This window comes from Pseudooceanicola marinus (assembly GCF_002786295.1).
Lineage (GTDB): Bacteria > Pseudomonadota > Alphaproteobacteria > Rhodobacterales > Rhodobacteraceae > Pseudooceanicola > Pseudooceanicola marinus.
Genome location: NZ_PGTC01000030.1, coordinates 25,196 through 45,942, shown reverse-complemented (window position 1 = coordinate 45,942; position 20,747 = coordinate 25,196). Strand labels below are relative to the sequence as shown.

Annotated in this window: 17 protein-coding genes; 12 read left to right on the top strand and 5 right to left on the bottom strand. The window is 64.5% G+C overall.

The genetic code is table 11. The annotated features are described in order from the left end of the window. Position 1: 1 nt before the first annotated feature. The 3 genes from CVM50_RS21150 to CVM50_RS21140 are packed head-to-tail and all read left to right on the top strand — an operon-like array spanning position 2 to position 2,014. A complete protein-coding gene (locus CVM50_RS21150) occupies positions 2–325 on the top strand; it encodes a 2Fe-2S iron-sulfur cluster-binding protein (RefSeq protein ID WP_085890096.1) in 324 nt (107 codons plus the stop codon). Beyond that, positions 322–1,500, top strand: a complete 1,179-nt coding sequence (locus CVM50_RS21145; RefSeq protein WP_085890097.1) for an NAD(P)/FAD-dependent oxidoreductase — start codon at positions 322–324, stop codon at positions 1,498–1,500. The genes CVM50_RS21150 and CVM50_RS21145 overlap by 4 nt, the downstream gene beginning before the upstream one ends. A 25-nt stretch (positions 1,501–1,525) precedes the next feature. After that, positions 1,526–2,014 carry a MarR family winged helix-turn-helix transcriptional regulator gene (locus CVM50_RS21140; RefSeq protein ID WP_085890098.1) on the top strand — a complete coding sequence of 163 codons (489 nt, stop codon included), beginning with the start codon at positions 1,526–1,528 and terminating at the stop codon, positions 2,012–2,014. A gap of 335 nt (positions 2,015–2,349) precedes the next feature. Here CVM50_RS21140 and CVM50_RS21135 read toward each other — a convergent pair whose 3' ends face one another. Continuing rightward, a complete protein-coding gene (locus CVM50_RS21135; RefSeq protein ID WP_085890099.1) occupies positions 2,350–3,000 on the bottom strand; it encodes a TetR/AcrR family transcriptional regulator in 651 nt (216 codons plus the stop codon). A gap of 129 nt (positions 3,001–3,129) precedes the next feature. Between CVM50_RS21135 and CVM50_RS21130 the strand changes: the two genes are divergently transcribed. From CVM50_RS21130 to CVM50_RS21090, 9 genes are all read left to right on the top strand, one after another. Then, positions 3,130–4,143: an ABC transporter substrate-binding protein gene (locus CVM50_RS21130; protein ID WP_085890100.1), complete on the top strand. Its 1,014-nt coding sequence runs from the start codon at positions 3,130–3,132 to the stop codon at positions 4,141–4,143. A 113-nt stretch (positions 4,144–4,256) separates the two neighbouring features. After that, a complete protein-coding gene (locus CVM50_RS21125) occupies positions 4,257–6,497 on the top strand; it encodes an arylsulfatase (protein WP_157792266.1) in 2,241 nt (746 codons plus the stop codon). Between the two features lie 14 nt (positions 6,498–6,511). After that, positions 6,512–8,254 (top strand): ABC transporter permease, encoded by a 1,743-nt coding sequence (locus tag CVM50_RS21120; protein WP_198431964.1) that lies wholly within the window; start codon positions 6,512–6,514, stop codon positions 8,252–8,254. Between the two features lie 20 nt (positions 8,255–8,274). Further along, on the top strand, positions 8,275–9,372 hold the full coding sequence (locus CVM50_RS21115) for an ABC transporter ATP-binding protein (protein WP_085890102.1): 1,098 nt from the start codon (positions 8,275–8,277) through the stop codon (positions 9,370–9,372). A gap of 159 nt (positions 9,373–9,531) precedes the next feature. After that, positions 9,532–10,641 carry a dihydroxyacetone kinase subunit DhaK gene (locus tag CVM50_RS21110; protein WP_085890103.1) on the top strand — a complete coding sequence of 370 codons (1,110 nt, stop codon included), beginning with the start codon at positions 9,532–9,534 and terminating at the stop codon, positions 10,639–10,641. Continuing rightward, positions 10,634–11,842, top strand: coding sequence for a cytochrome P450 (locus CVM50_RS21105; protein ID WP_157792265.1), 1,209 nt, complete (start codon positions 10,634–10,636; stop codon positions 11,840–11,842). The genes CVM50_RS21110 and CVM50_RS21105 overlap by 8 nt, the downstream gene beginning before the upstream one ends. Positions 11,843–11,887: 45 nt before the next feature. Continuing rightward, the gene (locus CVM50_RS21100) at positions 11,888–12,904 is read left to right on the top strand and encodes an ABC transporter substrate-binding protein (RefSeq protein WP_085890105.1); all 1,017 of its coding nucleotides are present in this window, start codon (positions 11,888–11,890) and stop codon (positions 12,902–12,904) included. A 68-nt stretch (positions 12,905–12,972) separates the two neighbouring features. Then, positions 12,973–15,171, top strand: coding sequence for an arylsulfatase (locus CVM50_RS21095; protein ID WP_085890106.1), 2,199 nt, complete (start codon positions 12,973–12,975; stop codon positions 15,169–15,171). A gap of 160 nt (positions 15,172–15,331) precedes the next feature. Beyond that, positions 15,332–16,276, top strand: coding sequence for a formylglycine-generating enzyme family protein (locus CVM50_RS21090; protein WP_085890107.1), 945 nt, complete (start codon positions 15,332–15,334; stop codon positions 16,274–16,276). Between the two features lie 369 nt (positions 16,277–16,645). On the opposite strand, the gene CVM50_RS21085 is transcribed toward CVM50_RS21090, so the two are convergent. The 4 genes from CVM50_RS21085 to CVM50_RS21070 all read right to left on the bottom strand — a co-directional run bounded on the left by CVM50_RS21085 (position 16,646) and on the right by CVM50_RS21070 (position 20,727). Then, positions 16,646–17,914: an FAD-dependent oxidoreductase gene (locus CVM50_RS21085; protein ID WP_085890108.1), complete on the bottom strand. Its 1,269-nt coding sequence runs from the start codon at positions 17,912–17,914 to the stop codon at positions 16,646–16,648. Next, positions 17,914–18,762, bottom strand: coding sequence for an ABC transporter permease (locus CVM50_RS21080; RefSeq protein WP_232618337.1), 849 nt, complete (start codon positions 18,760–18,762; stop codon positions 17,914–17,916). Before CVM50_RS21080 ends, CVM50_RS21085 begins: the two co-directional genes overlap by 1 nt. 150 nt (positions 18,763–18,912) lie before the next feature. Continuing rightward, positions 18,913–19,680, bottom strand: coding sequence for an ABC transporter ATP-binding protein (locus CVM50_RS21075; RefSeq protein ID WP_085890109.1), 768 nt, complete (start codon positions 19,678–19,680; stop codon positions 18,913–18,915). A gap of 21 nt (positions 19,681–19,701) precedes the next feature. Next, complete coding sequence (locus CVM50_RS21070) at positions 19,702–20,727, bottom strand: ABC transporter substrate-binding protein (protein WP_232618336.1); 1,026 nt, start codon at positions 20,725–20,727, stop codon at positions 19,702–19,704. Positions 20,728–20,747 lie beyond the last annotated feature (20 nt).

The following is a 20,747-nucleotide window of genomic DNA, read 5'->3' as shown; positions in this document are numbered from 1 at the left end:
CATGCCCAAGGTTACCTACATCGAACATGACGGCACCGAGACCACGCTGGAGGCCGCGACGGGCGACAGCGTCATGGAGACGGCCATCGCCGGTGGCGTCGACAGGATCGTCGCGGAATGCGGCGGCTCGATGATGTGCGCGACCTGCCATTGCTACGTCGACGACGCCTGGATCGAGCGCACCGGCACCCGGTCGGAGGGAGAGGACGACATGCTCGCAAGCGCGGTCTGCGAGGTGAAGCCGACCTCGCGCCTGTCATGCCAGATCGCGATGACGCCCGAGCTGGACGGCCTCGTCGTGCACCTGCCGGAGGAACAGGTATGAGCAAGGGTGCCGTCGTCATCGTGGGCGCGGGGCAGGGCGGGTTCCAGGCCGCCCTATCCCTGCGACAGGAGGGATACGAGGGGCCGATCACGCTGATCGGCGCCGAGCCGGGGCTGCCCTATCAGCGCCCGCCGCTCTCGAAGACTTACCTCAAAAACGGCGAGGCGGAGAAGCTGATCCTGCGCCCGCGGAAAGTCTTCGATGCCAAGGACATCACCCTGCGGTCAGGCGCCCGCGTCGAGGGCCTCGACCGGGCGGCGCGGCAAGTTGTCATCGGCCACGAGCGACTGGACTACGAGATCCTGATCCTCGCAACCGGCACTCGCAACCTGCGCCCGCCGCTGCCGGGGGTGGAACGGGCGCTGGACCTGCGCACGCTGGAAGATGCCGCGACCCTGCGTGCCGCCCTGGACCAGCCGCGCCGCATTGCCGTTATCGGGGGCGGCTTCATCGGGCTGGAATTCGCGGCCGTGGCTGCCTCCCTCGGTCATCGGGTCAGCCTGGCCGAGGCGGCGCCCCGTCTGATGGCGCGCGCCGTTTCTCCCGAAATGTCGGAGCGGTTTCGCGCCCTTCACGAAAGCCTTGGCACCGCGCTGTATCTCGGCAATGGCGTGACCGAGGTGATGGATCAGGGCATCGGGCTGGCCGACGGGACCCGGCTGGACGCCGACCTGGTGCTGCTGGCCGCCGGCGTCTGCCCGAACGTGGACCTGGCCGCCGCGGCGGGACTGGAGGTCGACAACGGCATCGTCGTCGATGCCACCCTGCGCACCGCCGACCCGCATGTCTTTGCCCTGGGCGATTGCGCCGCCTTTCCCGAGGCCCGCAGCGGCGCGCGTGTCCGGCTGGAAAGTGTCCAGGCGGCCACCGATCACGCCCGGGCCATCGCGAAGACCATCGTGCATGGCACGACGGATCCCTATGCGGCGGTGCCCTGGTTCTGGTCCGATCAGCACGATTGCAAGCTGCAGATCGCCGGCCTCGCCTTGCCCGGCGACGAGAGCGTGCTGCTGGACAGCGGTGCGGTCCTGCGCTTCCGCGATGGTCGCCTGAGCGCGGTCGAAACGGTCAATGATGCCAAGACCCACATGAAGGGACGCCGGGTGCTGGCGCAAGACGCCGCGCCCACCCGTGACAGTCTCCTGAAAAGGAATTATGACCTGACAGCCGCATAGGTCCTAACCCCGGGGGCGTAGTACCGTGACCGACGAGCCGAACCGCCGCATCTCCAGCCCGACCCGTGACCGGGACGGGGTGCAAGTCCTCGATATCGACTACTACGCGCCCTTCCTTCTCAGCGCCGTCAGCAGCGCCTGGCAGCGGCAGACCTCGGCCATCTACCGCCGTGACTTCAACCTCGGGATCGTGGACTGGCGGGTGATCGCCATGATCAACATCGAGCCGGAGATCACGGCCAACCGCATTTGCGAGGTGATCCGTCTGGACAAGGCCGCGGTCAGCCGGTCGCTGAAGCTGCTGGAGGCGCGGGGCCTTGCGACGTTCGAGGCATCGGGCAGCGATCCGCGCCGGCGAAAATGGTGGCTGACCGACGCGGGGCAGGCGGTGCACCGCGACATCTTGGCCATCGCGCTGGAATGCGAGTCCCGCATGCTGGACGGCATCGACCCCGAGGACGTGGAGATCCATCTGAAGGTCATGCGCGGTATGCTGACGAACCTCGACAGGTAGCTCTGCTTCACCGTCGCCTGCCGAACATGATCTCGATCCGGTTGCACTGTTTGTAGCGCCGCTTGTCCACTGCCCGGCAGGGCATTGCGCAGCAATGTCCAGAGAGTGGTATCTGACAGTCGCCTTGCGCTGTTTTCGGCCAGGGATGCAGGCGCGTATACCCTTGTCTTGAACATTGGCGTGGTCTGTTGCCACCTTTGGGCACATGCGCGCCGAGGCCTGCAGCCTTCAATTAGCTTCTAGGCAAGGCCTTGGGCGCCCATCAGGTTGATCGCGTTTACTCCGGGTGTGCCTAACCAGCGGGGCTGTGCAGGGGGCCAGTGGAGACAGATCGGTCATCTGGTCGGGGCGACTGACTCCGTTTCGAACACGGTGCTGATATTGCGAACGAAGGTTATGGTCAGTTCATCGCCGAACTCTGGGTCGTCCAGAAGAAATGGTCCAGGGCGACCGAGAAGGGCGTTGATGATCGTGCCGAACAGAATCTGGAAGGACATCGTGATCCGTGTGGTCTCCCAGTCCTTCAGATCCCGGCCAAGGGTGCGGCGCGTCCAGGACAGAAAGCCCTCCAGCAGGAAGCGCCCGTGCTGCTTGGCAGCGGTGTTGCGACCCGGGTCGATATAGGCGCGCAGGATGGCCGCCTTGTAGATCGGCGCGAATCTGACGTGCCGGGCGATGGTCTGGCGCACGATCTCGGTCGCCAGCATCTCGTGGTTCTGTTGGGTCTCGAAGACATTCAGCATCAATTCCCGGGCCTGCTGCAGAGCCGCGCTGAGCAAGGCCTCCTCGAAAACCTCCTTATTCTTGAACCTGCGGTAGAAGGCGCCGACGGAGCATCCCGCCCGGGTCGCCACGTCCGAAATCGTCATATCATTCAGGGACTTCTCGTGGATCAACTGATAGCCCGCTTCCAGTAGTCGATCACGTGTCTGTTCACTTCGGCGCTGCCGGGTCGGCAGGGCGCCGCTGTTCGGATCGTTTTTCAAGCTTGACCTCCGCGTTCCTCAATTGCGAACATGTATTCGCAGAATATGATTCCGATCAAGGGATCATGTTTGGCGGGAGAGGCGCAGGGTGGAGGACTCTGCAGCTCTCTCCGTTAGGGAGGATACACGATGAAAGACCTTTTTAATAAGGTGGCTTTTGCTTTTCTTGGCGTGTCGGTGATGACGCAGGGGGCGCTGGCCTCTAGCTGGGATGATGTTGTCGCGGCGGCGAAGGAGGAGGGTCAGGTTGCAATCTATCATTCGCAACTTGGCGCAGATTACTTTGAAGACGTCGTTCGGGGGTTCGAGACCGAAACCGGGATCGATGTCGTGCTTCTGGCCGGGCGCGCGACCGAGGTGATGGAGCGGGTTCGAAGCGAAGGGGCGAGCGGCCGGGTCGCGGGTGATGTCGTGATGAGCTCGACCGCCATCAACCAGCTGCTCGGCGAAGAGGGGTTTCTGGCCGAAATCGCAGAGGTTCCGAACGCTGCGAACCTTCGGCCCGAGTTCTCCGTAGCCCCGATGCAGCTGCCTGCCTTCAGTCAGGCTTATGGTTTGCTGGTGAATACCAACCTGGTGCCCGAAGCCGACCGGCCGACGTCGTGGAATGATCTGCTCGACCCGAAGTGGCAGGGGAAGATCCTGTCGAACGAGGTGCGCACAGTGGGCACCGGTCTTGCGGTGCTTGGCCCAATCTACGAGCTCTATGGCGAGGACTACGTCGAGGGTCTGGCCCAGCAGGATGTCACCTTCAGCCGCGATATTCGCCTGGAAGAACGGCGCGTTGCCATGGGGGAGTTTCCGATCCTGATGACCGAGATGTTCGGCTTCTACAAGGACCTTGAGGGGCTGCCGGTGGAGCTGATCCTGCCGGAACCGTCGAGCCCCTATACCCCGATCGACATGTCGGTCATTAAGGACGCCTCCCATCCCAATGCTGCCCTGCTGTTCATGAACTACTTCCTGAGCCAGGAGGCGCAGACCATCTACGCCAAGGTCGGCATGATCCCGGTGGTCGAGGGGGTGATCGACACTCTTTCGCCGGAAGAGGCCAGGCTCTCGGGTGTCGAACTCATGGGCTGGATCGGTCGCGACCAACGCGGCCCTGCAATTGCCGTCATGAAGAAGCACTTCGGCGAATAGTCTGAAGAGCTCTTGCGACGTGGGGTCTGCCCGCGTCGCTCTCACTACCACACTCACACGACGACAGGGGCCCTCCGCGCGGAGATCGGCACCCTATGGCTAGGACTTTGCCCATGACACCCGAGAATTTCCCCCCCGGCTTCCCGCAGCCAACAGGTGCACCCGAGGGTGCCCCGAACGTCATAGTGGTCCTGACCGATGATGTCGGCTTCGGCGCCACCAGCACCTTTGGCGGTCCCGTTCCCATGCCGGTGTTCGACCGGGTGGCTGAACAGGGGGTCCGTTTCAACCGCTTTCACACCACGGCGATGTGCTCGCCGACGCGCGCCTCCCTGCTGACGGGGCGCAACCACCACGCCGTTGGCTCCGGCGGCATCACCGAAGTCGCCCACGGGGCGCCGGGATATACCTCGGTCATTCCCGATTCTGCTGCGACCTTCGGGCATGTGTTGCGCGACAATGGCTATGACACGGCCTGGCTGGGCAAGAACCACAATACGCCGATGTGGGAAACCACCTCCATGGGGCCGTTCGATCGCTGGCCGAACGGATACGGCTTCGACTATTTCTATGGCTTCTTCGGCGGATCCGGGAACCAGTTCGCGCCCGCCCTGGTCGAGAACCGAAATTTCCTTGAGGCCCCGGCGGACGATCCGGACTACATCCTCGACCGGGATTTCGGCGATCGCGCGATTTCCTGGATCGACCGGCAGAACGTGCTCCGTCCGGAAAAGCCGTTTCTTATGTACCTGTCGCCGGGAACCGCGCACTCGCCGCATCAGGCGCCGAAAGAGTGGATCGAACGGTTCAAGGGGGCGTTCGATGATGGCTGGGACGCCGTGCGGGCGCGCACCTTCGAGCGGCAGAAGGCCCTTGGCATCATCCCGGAAACGGCCAAGCTGACCCCGCGCCCGGATCGCATTCCGGCTTGGGACAGCGCCTCAGAAGACGAAAAGCGCCTCTACCGCCGAATGATGGAGGTCTATGCGGCGCAGCTGGCGCATTGGGATTTCCAGTTCGGTCGCATTCTCGACCGGGTTGAGGCTCTTGGACAGCTGGAGAATACTCTGATCGTCTATGTTCAGGGCGACAACGGCGCTTCGGGCGAAGGCACGCTGGAGGGCACGACCAATGACGTAGCCACGATGAACGGCGCCTCCCCAAGTGTCGCGGAGATGTTGGCGAACATAGACGACATTGGTGGGCCGGAAAGCTTTGGCAACTACCCGGTCGGCTGGGCCTGGGCGATGAACACGCCCTTCCAGTGGACCAAGCAGGTGGCTTCGCATTTCGGCGGTACGCGCAACGGGATGGTCGTCTCCTGGCCGGCTCGGATAAAGGATGTCGGACGGGTCTGCAGCCAGTTCCATCACGTCATCGACGTGGCGCCGACGCTCTACGATCTGATCGGGATTACGCCGCCGGAGAGCTTCCGCGGTGTCGCGCAACAGCCTTTCGACGGGATCAGCATGGGTCCGTCGATCTTTGAGGGCGATGCCGCGCCGGACAGGCGTGCGCAGTATTTCGAGATGGCGGGTCACCGCGCCTATTACCAGGATGGCTGGATCGGCTCGACCTACCCGGAGTCGGTGCCCTGGGAGAAGACGTCGGACCTGCCGCCCGAAGACTGGCGATGGGAACTCTACGATCTAACCTCGGATTATTCGCAGGATCAGGACCTCGCCGAGCAGCAGCCCGAGCGACTGGCCGCCATTCGTTCCGGTTTCGAGGCAGCCTGTGACAAGAACAACGTCAATCCGGTGCATGTCGGCTATTTCTATGGGTTGCATCAGCCCAAGCCCTCGCCGTTCCGTGGACGGTCGGATTTCACCTACTATCCCAGCGGCCGGCGCATGCCCGGCGCCGAATTTCCGGATCTGAAGAACAAGTCCTGGCGCGTGGAAGCCGTGTGCGATCTGACCGATCGCGAAAGCGGGACGATCATTTCCCAGGGCGGCTGGCTTGGCGGCTGGTCCCTGTACCTCCTCGAGGGGGTGCCGCAGGTCATCTATCGCCTGGGCGTTGAGGCGGAACTGCGGACCCGCATTGCTGCAAAGGCGCCGCTTGATGCGGGGATCCACCGACTCGCCCTGGACCTGCGCTATTCCGGCGAGGGCCGCGGAGGCCCTGCCGAATTGGTTCTCACCGTAGATGGAGAGATTAGCGGCGCCGCAAGGATCGACCGGACGATCGGAAACCTGATCTCCGGCTCCGAAGGGGTGTCGATCGGGTTCGAGCGAGGCGCCCCTCTGCCCCCCGAGGCTCGACGACCTTTCCGCATGCGCGGCCGGATCGAACGTCTTGACGTTCATTTGGGCGATACCGCCGTCGCGACGGCCACCAAGGACACCTGAAGGATAACAACACCATGTCTGCGACGACCGACACATCCAGCGAAATGCCCGGTGGCAGGTTTGCCGCCCGGCACCGCTTTCAAACGCGGTACATCTACATCGGCCTTCTCATCGCCTTCCTGGCCTTCATAACGCTCTTCCCACTGGGCATGCTGGTCTACGGCAGTTTCCACACCGGATCGCCAAGCAGCCCCGAGTCCGTGGTTAGTCTCGATGGCTACCGGGCGGTCTTCTCCGCCGGGAACCTCGAGATCCTCTGGAACACGCTCTACATCGCCGGGGTCAAGTCGGTGTTCTCCCTGTTGATCGCAGCCTTCCTGGCCTGGATCGTCGCGCGCACCGACACGCCGATGCGGGGCCTTCTTGAGGTTCTGATCACCCTCCCGTTCTTCATCCCGCCGATCCTGACGGCGATGGCCTGGTCGCTTCTGGGCAATGCCCAGACCGGGCCGATCAACATGCTCTGGCGATCGCTCACCGGATCGAGCGAGCCTCTGATCGATGTCTATTCGACCGGCGGCGTGATCTGGCACATGATGCAATACGCGATCCCGTTCATGTTCCTGTTCCTGGTGGAATCCTTCCGCCGCATGGACCCGTCGCTGGAAGAGGCGAGCCGGATGTGCGGCGCGTCTCGCATGCGGACCCTGCGGGGCATCACGCTGCGGCTGATGATCCCGGTCATGGCCACCGTGTTCACGCTGTCCTTCATCCGTGGCATGGAATCCTTCGAGTCGCCGCTGTTCTTCGGCACGCCCGCAGGGGTGCGCGTGGTTGCCACCGAGATCTACAACGCGATCAACCAGGACTTCACCCCGAACTACCAGTTCGCCACGGCCATCGCGATTGTGGTGATGGGCCTGATGCTGCTGCTGCTGCTGGCGCAGCGGGCGATCATCGGCGGGCGCAACTACCAGACCGTTTCGGGCAAGGGTTACCGGCCCGGGGTGATGGCTCTGGGGCGCTGGCGGTGGGCCACCTTCGCCTTCTGCCTGCTGTTCTTCTTCCTGTCGGTGGTTCTTCCGGTGGGCCAGCTCTTCATCGGGTCGTTCTACAAGTACATCGGCTTCTATGACACGAAGTTCCTGACGCTGGAGCACTACCGCAACGTCTTTGAAAATCGCGCGATGTGGGATTCGGTGCTGAATACCATGATCCTGGGCCTGGGCGGCGCCACGCTGACCATGCTGCTGGGGTCGATGGTGGCCTATATTTCCATCCGCACTCGCTGGCATGGCCGCCGTCTGATCGACTTCATGGCCTGGCTGCCCTGGCTGATGCCCGGCATCGTGCTGGGGGTCGGTTTCCTCTGGGCCTTTGCCTACCTGCCCGGACCGATCACGATCTACGGCACGCTTTGGGCGCTGCTGCTGGCCTATATCGCAATCTGCATGCCCCTTGGGGTGAACGCGATGTCCACGGCCTTCGTGCAGCTCTCGGTGGATCTCGAGGAATGCTCCCGCGTCCATGGCGCCAGCTTCCTGCAGACCATGTCGCGGATCCTGATCGCCCTGGCCTGGCCCTCTTTCGCAATCGGCTGGCTGCTCTGCTTCTTCGTCGTGATGCGCGAACTGAGCGCCTCGGTCCTGCTCTACTCCGTCGGGAACGAGGTCATGTCCGTCGAGATGCTGAAGCTCTGGGAAAACGGCCGGGCTGAAGAGGTCTGCGTGCTCAGCATGTTCATGATCCTGCTCGTCGTCGCGTTCCGGGGGATCCAGATTTTCGTCACCGCGCGCCGCACCAAACTTACGCAATAAACACCGAGGCAAGACCGAAGATGGCAAATGTCGTTATAGAAAACCTTTCCCGCGACTTCGGCAGCTTCCGGGCTGTCGACAGTTTGAACCTGAACATCGAAAGCGGGCGTTTCGTGACGCTGCTTGGTCCCTCTGGATGCGGCAAGACAACCACGCTGCGGATGCTGGCGGGGCTGGTGAAGAACACCGAAGGCCGGATCACGATCGGCGACACGGTGGTCAGCGACGCCTCTCGCGGGCTTTTCGTGCCGCCGGAGGGGCGCAACCTTGGGATGGTGTTCCAGTCCTATGCGATCTGGCCCCACATGACCGTGTTCGAGAACGTGGCCTATCCCCTGTCGATCCGCCGGGTCCCGAAGGCGACCATCCGTGAAAAGGTGGCGGCCGCGCTGGAGATCGTCGAGATGGGGCATCTGGCGAACCGGCCTGCGCCTGACCTGTCGGGCGGCCAGCAACAACGTGTCGCCATCGCCCGGGCGCTGGTGTTCGAGCCGCGCGTCCTGTTGCTGGATGAACCGCTGTCGAACCTCGATGCCCGGCTGCGGCTGCAGATGGGCGACGAATTCCGGGTCCTGCAGCAGCGGCTGGGGATTACCACTGTCTACGTCACGCACGACCAGTCGGAGGCGATGGCCCTGTCGGATGATGTCGTGTTGATGAACAGCGGCCGGATCCTTCAGAACTCGGCGCCACGGGAAATGTACCTGCAGCCGAAATCGCGCGATGTCGCGACCTTCTTCGGCGCCCCCAACTTCATCGAGCTGACCGTCCAGAAGGCGACGCCGCGACCGGAAGGGGACTTCACCCTCGATGTCGCGGGCGCAGGGGGCCGTGGCCATTGCCTTTCGGCCTTCGATCCCGGCGAGGGCGGAACGGTCACCGTCATGCTGCGACCCGAGAATTTCGAGATCCTGGTGCCGGGCGAGGAGACGCAGGGCATGGCCTGGGAAGGGGTCGTGAAAAGCGTGACGTTCCGCGGCCAGACCCAGACGGTTGTGGTCGATACCGGCGCGATGGAGCTGAACATCGAGGCTGGACCGCTTGTTGAGTTGAATGTGGGCGACCAGATCCACGTTGGCGCGGCGCTGTCCGCCGCCTGGGCGGTGCGGGATGCCTGAGCCTCAAGCCCGATCATCCTTTGCCGGAGACCGGAGGGCAGGGGCGGCGCGGTCGCCCGTGGCCTTCGGCCCCCCGGTCTGGGCGGGACGGGGCGCCACGGTGTGCCCCTGTCACCTTCGGCAGCCCTTTTGCCGCGGCAGGGGGCAGGAGGCGTCGGCATGAAGAAGCTGATCAACGACGTTCAGGATATCGTACCGCAGGCGCTGGCTGGCTACGTCGCCAGTTGCAACGGATTGACCCTGATGCCGGACACTCAGACCGTGATCCGCTCCGACATCGCGGCAGTGGTGGCCTCCGGCCAGGTGGCGATCGTCTCGGGCGGTGGTGCGGGCCATGAGCCGGCGCATTGCGGCTACGTCGGTAAGGGCATGCTCACCGCTGCGGTGACGGGGGATGTCTTCACGTCTCCCTCGGCACACGCGGTGCTGCAGGCGATACGCGCGGTGGCCGGGCAGGGCGGTGTTTTGTTGATCGTGAAGAACTATGCCAGCGACCTGGCCAACTTCGGGCAGGCCGCCCGCATGGCCGACGCGGAAGGGATCCCTGTCGAATGCGTCGTGGTAGATGACGACATCGCGCTGCGCGCAGACGCGCCAGCGGGGGAGCGGCGCGGTATCGCCGGCACGATTCTGGTACACAAGGTCGCCGGTGCTGCGGCGGAGGCGGGACGGTCGCTGGCTGAGGTCAAGAATGCCGCAGAGGCGGCGGTCTCGGACCTCGGCTCGATCAGCATTGCCCTCTCGCCCGGGGTCGCTCCTGCAATCGGCCCTTCGCAGTTCGCGCTGACCGAGCATGAAATGGAGTTCGGTCCCGGCATTCATGGTGAGGCCGGCCTGAAGCGCGTCCCGGTCGAGAGGGCGCGCAGGTTGGCCCACAACATGGTGGTCCGGGTGGCCGCCGCACGCGGCTTCGGCCCGGACGACGACGTTATGCTGATGGTGAACAACCTGGGCAGCACGTCGTTGATGGAGCTTTCGATCATGACGGGCGACGCGCTGACGGCCTGTGCGGGGCTGGGGCTTTCGGTGCACCGGGTGCTCTGTGGAACCTTCCTGACGGCAAGCGATATGGCCGGTGTCTCGGTGTCACTGCTGCGCCTCGACAGCGCGCGGCTGGAGGCGCTCGATGCAAGGACGTTGGCCCCGGCCTGGACATCCCCCGGCCGTCGCGGCTCCGGTCTTCTGTCCATCGGGGCAGGAGGAGACGAGACCGGGGCGGCGCCGAACGCCGGGCGGGGAAGAGATTGTATGGAGGACAATCATGATTGACGCGGCAACGGCCGGACGGCCCGAACTCGATATTGATCCGTTCAGCCGGCATTCGATGGACAATCCACTGGAGTTGGACCGCGCTATCCTTGCGGGTCCGCCGGTGGCCTGGGTGCCCAAGTACGGTTTCTGGATCACTGGGCGCGACGCCCTGGCGCGAGAGGCCTTCGAGGACTGGAAGCGGTTTTCCTCCGCTTACGGGACGGGGCTGACAAATGTCGTGCGGGACACGCCGTGGCGGAAGCCCTCGGTCATCCTGGAAAGTGACCCGCCGCAACACACCGTCGTGCGTCGCGTCCTGAGCCGGGTCCTGTCGCCGCGGGCGCTACGTCGGCTGGAGGCCGATTTCCGGTCCGAGGCGGAACGCATGGTCGATGCCCTGGTGGAACGGCGACGTTTCGACCTGGCCTCCGATCTGGCATTTGCCTTTCCGTTCAAGGTCCTGCCCGACGCGGTCGGACTTCGGCCCGAGGGGCGGCCGCATCTGATGCCCTATTCGACACTTAACTTCAACGCGATGGGACCGAAGAACGAGCTCTACCAGGAAGCGCTTAAGATCGTCGAGGAGAACGGCACCCTGGAGTACGTGGTGGCCCAGATGGCGGAAGAAAACCTCTTGCCCGGCGGCTTCGGGACCGAGATCTACGCGGCGGCCCATGCCGGAGAGATCAGTCACGAGGATGCTGGCATGATGGTGCGCACCTTCGTGTCGGCTGGTATCGACACGACGGTCTTTGGTATCGGCAGCACTCTTCTGGCCCTGATCGAGAACCCCGATCAGTGGGATCTGCTGCGAGCGGATCCCAAGCTGGTGCGTCCGGCCTTCGAAGAGGGGCTTCGCTGGTATCCGCCCAGCCCGGTGATCGGTCGGACGACGGCTGCGCCCACGCGGTTCGGCGACGTCGAGATGGGCACCGAGGAAAAGGTCATGCTGTGGCTTGCCGCCGCAAACCGCGATCCGGATCGTTGGAAGGACCCCGATCGTTTCGACATCACGCGCCGGCCAGTCGGTCATCTTGCCTTCGGGTCCGGTATCCACGGCTGTGTCGGGCAGATGGTGGCCCGTCTGGAGGCCGCTTCCGTCATCGGTGCGCTGGCTGCCAAGGTCAAGCGCATCACCCTGACGGACGCGCCTGAACGCATCCATATCAACTGGCTCCGCGGCTATTCCAGCATCCCCGTCGAAGTCGAACCCGCCTGACGGCGGGGCCCGTCACGCAACCATTCTCAGGGAGGAGAACCAAAAATGCGTAAGCTACTGGAAAGAACGGCCGCCCTCGGCCTCTGTCTGCTGTCCGCGGTTTCCGCGCAGGCGCAAACCAACTGGTCGGAGCTCACCGATCAGGCCCGGGAGGAGGGCAGTCTGGTCGTCTATCATTCCCAGCTCGGGGCGGAACACTTCATCGACTTCGTGAAGACCTTCGAGGAGGAGACGGGGATCAAGGTCGAACTGCTCGACGGGCGGGCGAGCGAAACCGCCGAGCGCGTTCGCAGCGAAAGCGCCTCGGGCAAGGGCAAGGGCGATCTTCTGATCACCTCGGACGCGGTGCTTATGGGACTTGAAGCGGAAGAGCTGCTGCAGCCCCACGGCGATTTGCCAAACCTAGCCAACCTGCGCGAGGGCTTCGTGCCAACCGATAACAGCATCCCCGTTTTCGTGCAGAGCTACGGGATCCTGGTCAACACCGATCAGGTGGCGCCCGAGGACTATCCGAAGGAATGGACCGACCTGCTTGATCCGAAGTGGAAGGGGCAGATCATCAGCAACGATCCCCGGGCCATCGGCGTCGGTCTGGCGTCTCTCGGTCCGCTCTACGAGACCTATGGGTCGGACTTCCTGGAGGGGCTGGCCAAGCAGGACATCACCTTCAGCCGCAATATCCGGCTGGAAGAGCGTCGCGTCGCGCAGGGGGAGTTCGCGATCAACCTCGCTCAGGTCTTCTCCTTCGCAATCTCGGAATACGAGGGATTGCCCGTGACCCTGGTCGTACCCGGCCCGTCGGTGCCCTACACGCCGATGAGTGCCGCGGTCCTGCGCGATGCCGATCATGTCGCCGCAGCGAAACTGTTCCTCAATGCCTATCTCTCGGATCAGGCACAGCTGCTTTATGCAAATGTCGGCTTGATCCCGGTTGTTGAAGGGGTGGTCGAACAAGCCGACCCCGAGGTCCGTGATTTCGTCGGTGTGGATCTGATGGGCTGGATCGGGCCGGAGAACCGCGGCCCGGCCGTTGCCGAGATGAAGCGCGTCTTCGGCGAGTAACCCTCAGGGGCCGGCGTCGAAGCGGCGCCGGCCCTTTCTTTTTCTCTTCCGCGCAGCGAGTCCGACCGATGCAATTCCCTCAAGGCTTTCCCCAGCCGGCGACCGCCCCGGAAGGGGCCCCGAACATCCTGCTGATCATGACAGACGACGTGGGGTTCGGCGCCACGTCGCCTTTCGGCGGGCCCGTACCGACGCCTTGCTTTGACCGCCTTGCCGAGCAGGGGCTGCGTTACAACCGCTTCCACACCACGGCCATGTGCTCTCCGACCCGGGCGTCGCTGCTGACCGGGCGCAATCCGCACAACGTCAACGCCGGTGTCATCGCCGAGGCGGCCTATGGCAGCCGTGGCTACACCTCGGTTCTTCCGGAGGGGGCGGGTACGATTGGGCAGGTCCTCTCGGCCAATGGCTATGACACGGCCTGGCTCGGCAAGAACCATAACACCCCGCTGTGGGAGGCGACCTCTCTCGGGCCCTTCGATCGCTGGCCGAACGGCTATGGGTTTGACTACTTCTACGGCTTCATGGGGGGCGCCACAGACCAGTTCCGCCCCGGTCTTGTCGAGAACCGCAACATCGTCGAGCCGCCAGAGGATGACCCCGACTACATCCTCGACCGGGATCTTGCCGACAAGGCGCTGTCCTGGCTGCGGCGGCAGAATACCCTTGCCCCGGATCGGCCCTTCCTGATGTACATGGCACCCGGAACCGCCCACTCGCCGCATCAGGCGCCCAAGGAGTGGATCGACCGTTTCCGTGGCCGATTTGACGACGGTTGGGATGCGCTGCGCGAGGAGACCTTCGAGCGTCAGCGCGCCATGGGCATCATACCGCCCGAGGCGCAGCTGACGCCGCGTCCCGACCGTATCCCCGCCTGGGACTCCTTTACTGCCGAGGAGCAGCGGCTCTTCGCCCGGATGATGGAGACTGCGGCTGGAATGCTGGCCCATTGGGACCACCAGTTGTCTCGGGTCATAGACCACCTGGACGAGACCGGCCAGTTGGACAATACGCTGGTGATCTACATCCAGGGCGACAACGGGGCCTCCGGCGAAGGGGGGCTGACAGGTACGACCAATGAGCTTGGCCGGTTTAACGGGCTGGCGGCGGGGCTGGATCACATGCTGGCCCATATCGATGACATCGGGGGGCCGGACAGCTTCTGCAACTACCCGGTCGGCTGGGCCTGGGCGATGAATACGCCCTTTCAGTGGACCAAGCAGGTTGCCTCCCATTTCGGCGGCACGCGCAACGGGATGGTCGTTTCCTGGCCGGCCCGGATCGAGGGCGGCGGTGCGGTACGCAGCCAGTTTCACCATGTCATCGACATCGCGCCGACGATCTACGAGGCTGCGGGAATCACGCCACCCGACAGGCTGAAGGGCGTCGACCAGATGCCCATTGACGGTGTCAGCATGGTCTATTCCTTCTCCTCCGACAGGGCCGAGGGCACGCGCAGCGGGCAGTATTTCGAGTTGGGCGGGCATCGCGCCTACTATCTCGATGGCTGGATCGGCAGCACCTATCCCGATGCAGTGCCGTGGCAAAAGCCCAGCACCCTACCGGCGGAAGCCTGGCGATGGGAACTGTACGATCTGACCTCGGACTATTCGCAATATGAGGACCTTGCGGAGAAGCACCCCGAAAAACTGGCGGAAATCAAGGACCGCTTTGCCGAGGCCTGTCGGGAATTTCACGTCGGCACGGTCCGATCCAGCCCGCAGTATGGGGTGCTGCAACCGAAACCCGGCCACTTCCGGGATCGGAACCAATTCACCTATTTTCCCAGCGGCAGGCGGCTTGTTGGCAGCGAGTTCCCCGACTTCCGCAATCGCTCCTGGAGAGTGAGGGCGGTCTGCGACTTCGCCGAGGACGCGACCGGGGTCATTATCGTACAGGGGGGCTGGGTCGGAGGCTGGGCGCTTTATGTCCACGACGGGCAGCTGTGCGCGGCCTACCGCGCTTCGGACGCGCCGGGCCATCACACCACTGTCCGGGGGGAAGCGGCGCCTGCCGCCGGGCTGCACGAGGTCGTGCTCGACTTCCGCTACGATGGCGAGGGCGTGGGGCAGGGCGGCCAACTGACGCTGAGCCTCGACGGTGAAGAGGTCGCATCCGCGCGGATCCCCGCAACCATCGGGCGCCGCATGTCGGGCACGGAAGGGGCCTCGATCGGTTTCGCACGCGGAACTCCGGTGATTGCCGAACTCGACGGCAGGGCGGTCTTCAACGGCCGGATCGAAAGAATCGACGTGGCGGTCGAATGAGGGGGAAACCGGTTCGCGGATCGGCCGTTCCGCAGTGTCTTCGACGGCTGATTTTGACTAAAGAGTTCGGCATGAGACAGCGATTTACGATTTTGCCGAATGTCTGCGCCGGTCTGGGTTGGGGCTCTGCGGGCGTGCATCAAACCTGCGAGGTGCTGTGATGGCCTGTTGCGCCAATCGTGTTGGGCTCGCGCATGCCGGGACTGACGGTGATGCAAAGGCTCCGGACGTCACCCATCTTGCAGATAGCCGTCCCCCGGCACGGGTCGCGTTCAAGGGCGGGGTCAGCCACGTCGGCACCTCCGATCCGGCGATCCCTGCGGATGGCGAAGGGCTGCTGCGCAAGGTTCGCCTCAAGCCGTTTCTGGTCGATGTGGCCCCTGTCACCAACGCGCGGTTCGCGGCCTTTGTGGCCGATACCGGCTATGTCACATTGTCCGAGCGCCTTGGCTGGGGGCCGGTCTTCCGTGGTCTGCTGCCCGACCCGCAGGCGGTTCCGCCCTCTGACAGCCCGACGCCCTGGTGGGTGATCTGCGACGGTGCCGCCTGGTCCACGCCCGAGGGACCCGGCAGCGATGTTGCCGACCGTCTCGATCATCCGGTAACGCATATCTCATGGGAAGATGCGAAGGCCTTCGCAGCCTGGGCCGGGGGGCGCTTGCCGACCGAGGCCGAATGGGAACATGCGGCCCGCGGCGGGCTTAACGGCGACCCGCGCTTCCCCTGGGGCGAACAGGAACCCGATGACGTGGATTTCCTGCCTGCGAATATCTGGCAGGGGCGGTTCCCCGATCGGAACAGCTGTGCGGATGGCTGGCTCGGCACCTCGCCTGTAGGAGCTTTCCCGCCCAATGAAAGCGGCATCTGGGACATGATAGGCAATGTCTGGGAGTGGACCGCCGACCCGTTCCTGATCCGGTCCCAGACAAAATCCGCAAAGCAGCGCAACGCATCGGCCCGGGCGGCCAGGCTCAAGGTGACGAAGGGGGGCAGCTTCCTGTGCCACAAGAGCTACTGCTATCGCTATCGGATCGCTGCCAGGTCCGGCACCGCGTTGGACAGTGGCGCGTCGAACACCGGGTTTCGTGTATTCTATGATCGTTAGCGCGGGGCACGCGTGCTTCCGAGCCCCGGTGGGCTCTGCTGCGCACCTTTGAGGGTCCTGTTTCCCGCTTCCCGCGTTACGGGTATGTCGTGCCCGGTGTCGCCGCCGAGCACAGAGATACGGATCTGAAGTGTTGGAGCTCCATCAAGTGCTGAATAAGTGCGCTTAACCCTGGCAGTCCTGCCGCGTCGCCTGCGCGGCTGAACCACTGCGCGGCGCCCTTGTGGGACCGCGCAGCAGCTTCAGCAGAGAGGCCATTCCTTCGTCGTACAGCGTGATCTGGCAGTCCAGGGTCCGCAGTGCGGACAAGGCTGCCATTCATCCTCCGTGCGTCAATGGCCGCTTCGGGACGGATGCGGAGCTGAACACCTAGATCAATGCGCCCAGGTGCCGCAGCTCTTCTCGTACTGTCTCCGGCGTGACCGCGTTTGCCCCCTTGGCGTTGAGGGCTGCTGCGACACCCGCGGCCTCGCCGGTGGCGAAGGCCGTGCCCATGACCCGGATCGAGCCATAGGCGTAGTCATCGGCCCCGATGACCCGGCCCGCGTACCACAGGTTGTCCAGGTCGCGGGCGTGGATCGCGTCGTAGGGGACGTGGAAGTATCCCTCGCCTCCGACGTGTTCGTAGATCGGTTTGCCCGCTTCGGAATGCAGTTCGATCGGCCAGGCGCCGCGGGCGATGCCGTCTTCGCGCAGGCGCCCCTGCAACACGTCGTCATGGGTGATGTCGTAGCGCGCGGCCGGGTGGCGGGTTTCGCGCACACCGATCTGCGGCCCGGTCTGGGCCAGCCAGGCGTTTTCGAACCCCGGCACGCGGGCGCGCAGGATGTCGACCAGGCCCAGAGACATCTCGCGCCCTGTCTGCTCGGCGCGGGTGAAACTGCCCGAGCTGAGGTCCGGCATGTCGCGGTCGACGACCAGCCACCAGAAATCGGTGGTGCCGGGAACGCGGGTGAAGATGCCCGCGTCGGTCCGGTGGATCTTGTGCGGTGAGCCCTCGTTGAACTCGGCAATCGCGGCCTGCATCAGCGCGCGGTCGATCTTCGTGTCGGGGGCCAGGCCGCCGATGCGGATCGGCATGGTATAGGCCTGGATACGCCCCCGGCTGTCCCCGGTGCGCATGGGCACACCGGCCACAAGCGCCAGGTTCGCATCGCCGCTGGCGTCGACAAAGCTTTCGGCGATCAGGCGAAACCGCCCGTCCATGCCGGCCACGGTCACGCTTTCCAGTGCCCGTGCGGTGCGGCTGGCCGCCGCGACGCGCGAGTGCAGGAAGACATCGACCCCATGCGCCGCCAGCACCCGGTCCAGTGCCACCTTCAGGCGCTCCGGGTCCAGCAACACGATCCAGTTGTTCGTGGTGGGGGAGCGGTAGGGATCACAGGCGACGCCCATGGCGCGCATTTCCTCCAGCACCTGCTCACCCGCGCCGGCGACGGCGCGCAGCGGGTCATTGCCCTGGTGGAAGAAGCCGCAGTAGGCCAGCACCTGGGCGTTGGTCGCAGCCCCTCCGAGGAAGCCGTATTTCTCCACCAGCGCCACCCGGGCCCCGGACTTCGCCGCGCCGAGGGCCGCGCCGATGCCGCCCGCGCCGCCACCGGCGATGACAACGTCGTAATCGGTTTCGTGACGGGGCATCAGTTTCTCCATCCGAGGAAGTGGTTTTCGAGGCGCGAGATCAGCCAGTTCACCGTCAGACCAAGCAGCGACAGGATCGCCACCCCCGCGATCAGCTGGTCCGTGGCCATCAGGTTGCCAGCCAGCAAGACGTAGGCGCCGATCCCGTATTCGGCGCCGATCATCTCCGCCGCGACCAGCAGGATGATCGAGATCGAGGCCGCAATGCGGGTGCCCGACAGGATCCCGGGCAGGGCGGCCGGCAGGACGATCTTCCAGATGATCTGGGCCCGCGACAGGCTGAAGCTCTGGCCCATGCGGATCAGCGTGCGGTCGACGTTGTCGATGGCGCTGTAGGTGGCGATGACCATCGGGAAGAAGCAGCCGAAGAGGATCGTGGCGACCTTCGAACCCTCACCGATGCCGAACCAGATGATGAAGAGCGGCAGCAGCGCGATCTTGGGGATCGGGAAGATGGCCGAGACCAGCGGCGTGATCGCCGCGCGCGCCACCGAGGAGAGGCCCGCGGCCGTGCCGAAGATCAGGCCCAGGCTGACGCCGCAGGCAAAGCCGATCACCAACCGTTGCAGCGAGGCTGAGAGGTGCCGCCAGAGGTTGCCGGAATTGGCCAGATCCATGAAGGCGCCGAAGGCCTCCGAGGGCGCGGGCAGCACCAGCGAGGAGATCACCCCCGAGCGCGAGCCCAATTCCCACAGGGCGATCAGCACGACGAAGACGGCCAGACCCACCAGCTTGCGCGGTTTCGGGGCAAAGCCGCCGCCGCGGAAGCTGACCGGCTTGCCGGATGCCGCGTCCGGGGCGGCAGGGGCCGGGGTCTGCTGGCCCGGTTGGGTGGAAATGTCACTCATGAAGGTGTCCTTTCACGAAAGGGGGCATGGCGGACATCCTCGGCCCTGGATCGATAGGGGGCGGGTCTGTCCGGCTGCGGCCCGGGGCGGCGGCGATGCGCCGCTCTCCCGATGGCCAGATGTCTGTGTCGGTCGGCTGCCTCCGGGCGATCAGCCCGTGGCCAGTTCCATGTCGGCGGTCTGCGCCTCGTCGCGCATCATCTCCCACAGCTGCTGTTGCAGCGCGGCGAGCTTGGGGTTGGACACGTCGCGCTCCGACAGCGGAATGTCGATGTCGACGATCTCGCGGATCAGGCCGGGACGACGCGACAGTACGACCACCTTGTGGCCCAGGCGCACCGCCTCGTTCAGGTTGTGAGTGATGTAGCAGGAGGTGAAGGGCTCCCGCTGCCACAGGCCGACGAGGTCATCCATCAGCAGTTCGCGGGTCTGGCTGTCCAGGGCCGACAGCGGCTCGTCCATCAGCAGAACGGCGGGGTTCACCGCCAGGGCGCGGGCAATCGCCACGCGTTGTTTCATGCCACCCGACAGCTGCTTCGGCACCGCCTTGCGGAAATCGCTCAGCCGGGTGCGCTCCAGCACGTCGGCGATGCGGCGTTCCTTTTCCTCGGCCGACAGGCCATGCGGTTCCAGCACCAGCGAGATGTTGCCCTCGACCGTGCGCCAGGGCAGCAGGGCGAAGTCCTGAAACACGTAAGTCAGCGGGTTGAGCGAGCCGCTTGGCGCCTCGCCCAGTTGCAGGATCTGGCCCTTGCTGGGTTTCTCCAGCCCGCCCAGCAGACGCAGGAGGGTGGACTTGCCACAGCCGGACGGGCCGATGACACAGACGATCTCGCCATGCGGAATGGTCAGGTTGAGATCCCGCAGCACCTCGAGATCGTTGTAGAAATGCGAAAGGTTCTCGACGCGAAGGTCCATGTCATCAGCCTCGTGCAGGGATCAGTAGGTTTCGACGAAGCTGTCGTCGACCAGCTGGTCCACGGCCAGGTCGCTGTCGACGAGGTTCTGGTCCTTGAACCACTGCATTTGCGCGGCGACGTCGGTCATGTTCAGGGCAAGACCTTCGTTCAGGTTCATCGCGCCCATCTGGATCGACGCCATCGCCTCTTCATAGGGTTTGTCCGGTGCCACGTACTTGGCAATCATCCGGGTCATCTCGTCCAACTCCGCCGGGTCGGGGTTCTCCGCCAGCATCACGCGGTTGAACTCGGCAATCCCCTTGGCATAGGCGCGGATGAACCGCTCAACCATGTCGCGGTTGTTCTCGATGTTGTCCACGGAGGTGAACAGGGTCGAGATCTGGTATTCGGCATAGTCGTAAAGCCAGCCCAGCTCCTTCGCGGCGCCCGACTCGACCAGGGGCTTGGCGATATGCGGCACCATGATCATCGCGTCGACCTGGCCCGATTTCAGGGCGGCGACCATCGCGCCGACCTTCTGCAGCGGCACCAGACGCACGTCGGAGATGTCGAAGCCCTCGGCATCGGCGATCCGGCTGGTCATGTAGTGGAAGGTGGAACCGACCTGGGTCATCGCCATGGAGTGGCCCTTGATCTCGGGCACCGTGTCGAGACCGTTCTCGTAGGCCTGGTTGGACGCCATGACCATCATGCCGTCGACGCCCTTCTTCTCATGAAGGACGCCGCCAACGATACGCACCGCGTCCTTTTCGGCCAGGTTCATCATGCCGCCGGTCACACCGGCGAGGCCGAAGTCCACGTCGCCGCTGGCGGTGGCCACGGCAATGGGCTGTGCCGCCTGGAAGAATTCGAAGGAGACGTTGAGGTTTTCCTCGTCGAAGTAGCCCTTTTCATAGGCCACGAAACCGGCTGCGTGGCTGGTGAAGCGCAGGGCGCCCAGCACGACGTCGTCCTTTTCCTGCGCGGTGGCCGCGGTCGCGGACAGAAGCGACAGGCCTGCAACGCCGGCCAGCCAGGCACGGCGGGTCATGTTAGCGAAAGTCATTGAACTCCTCCCAGAGTCTG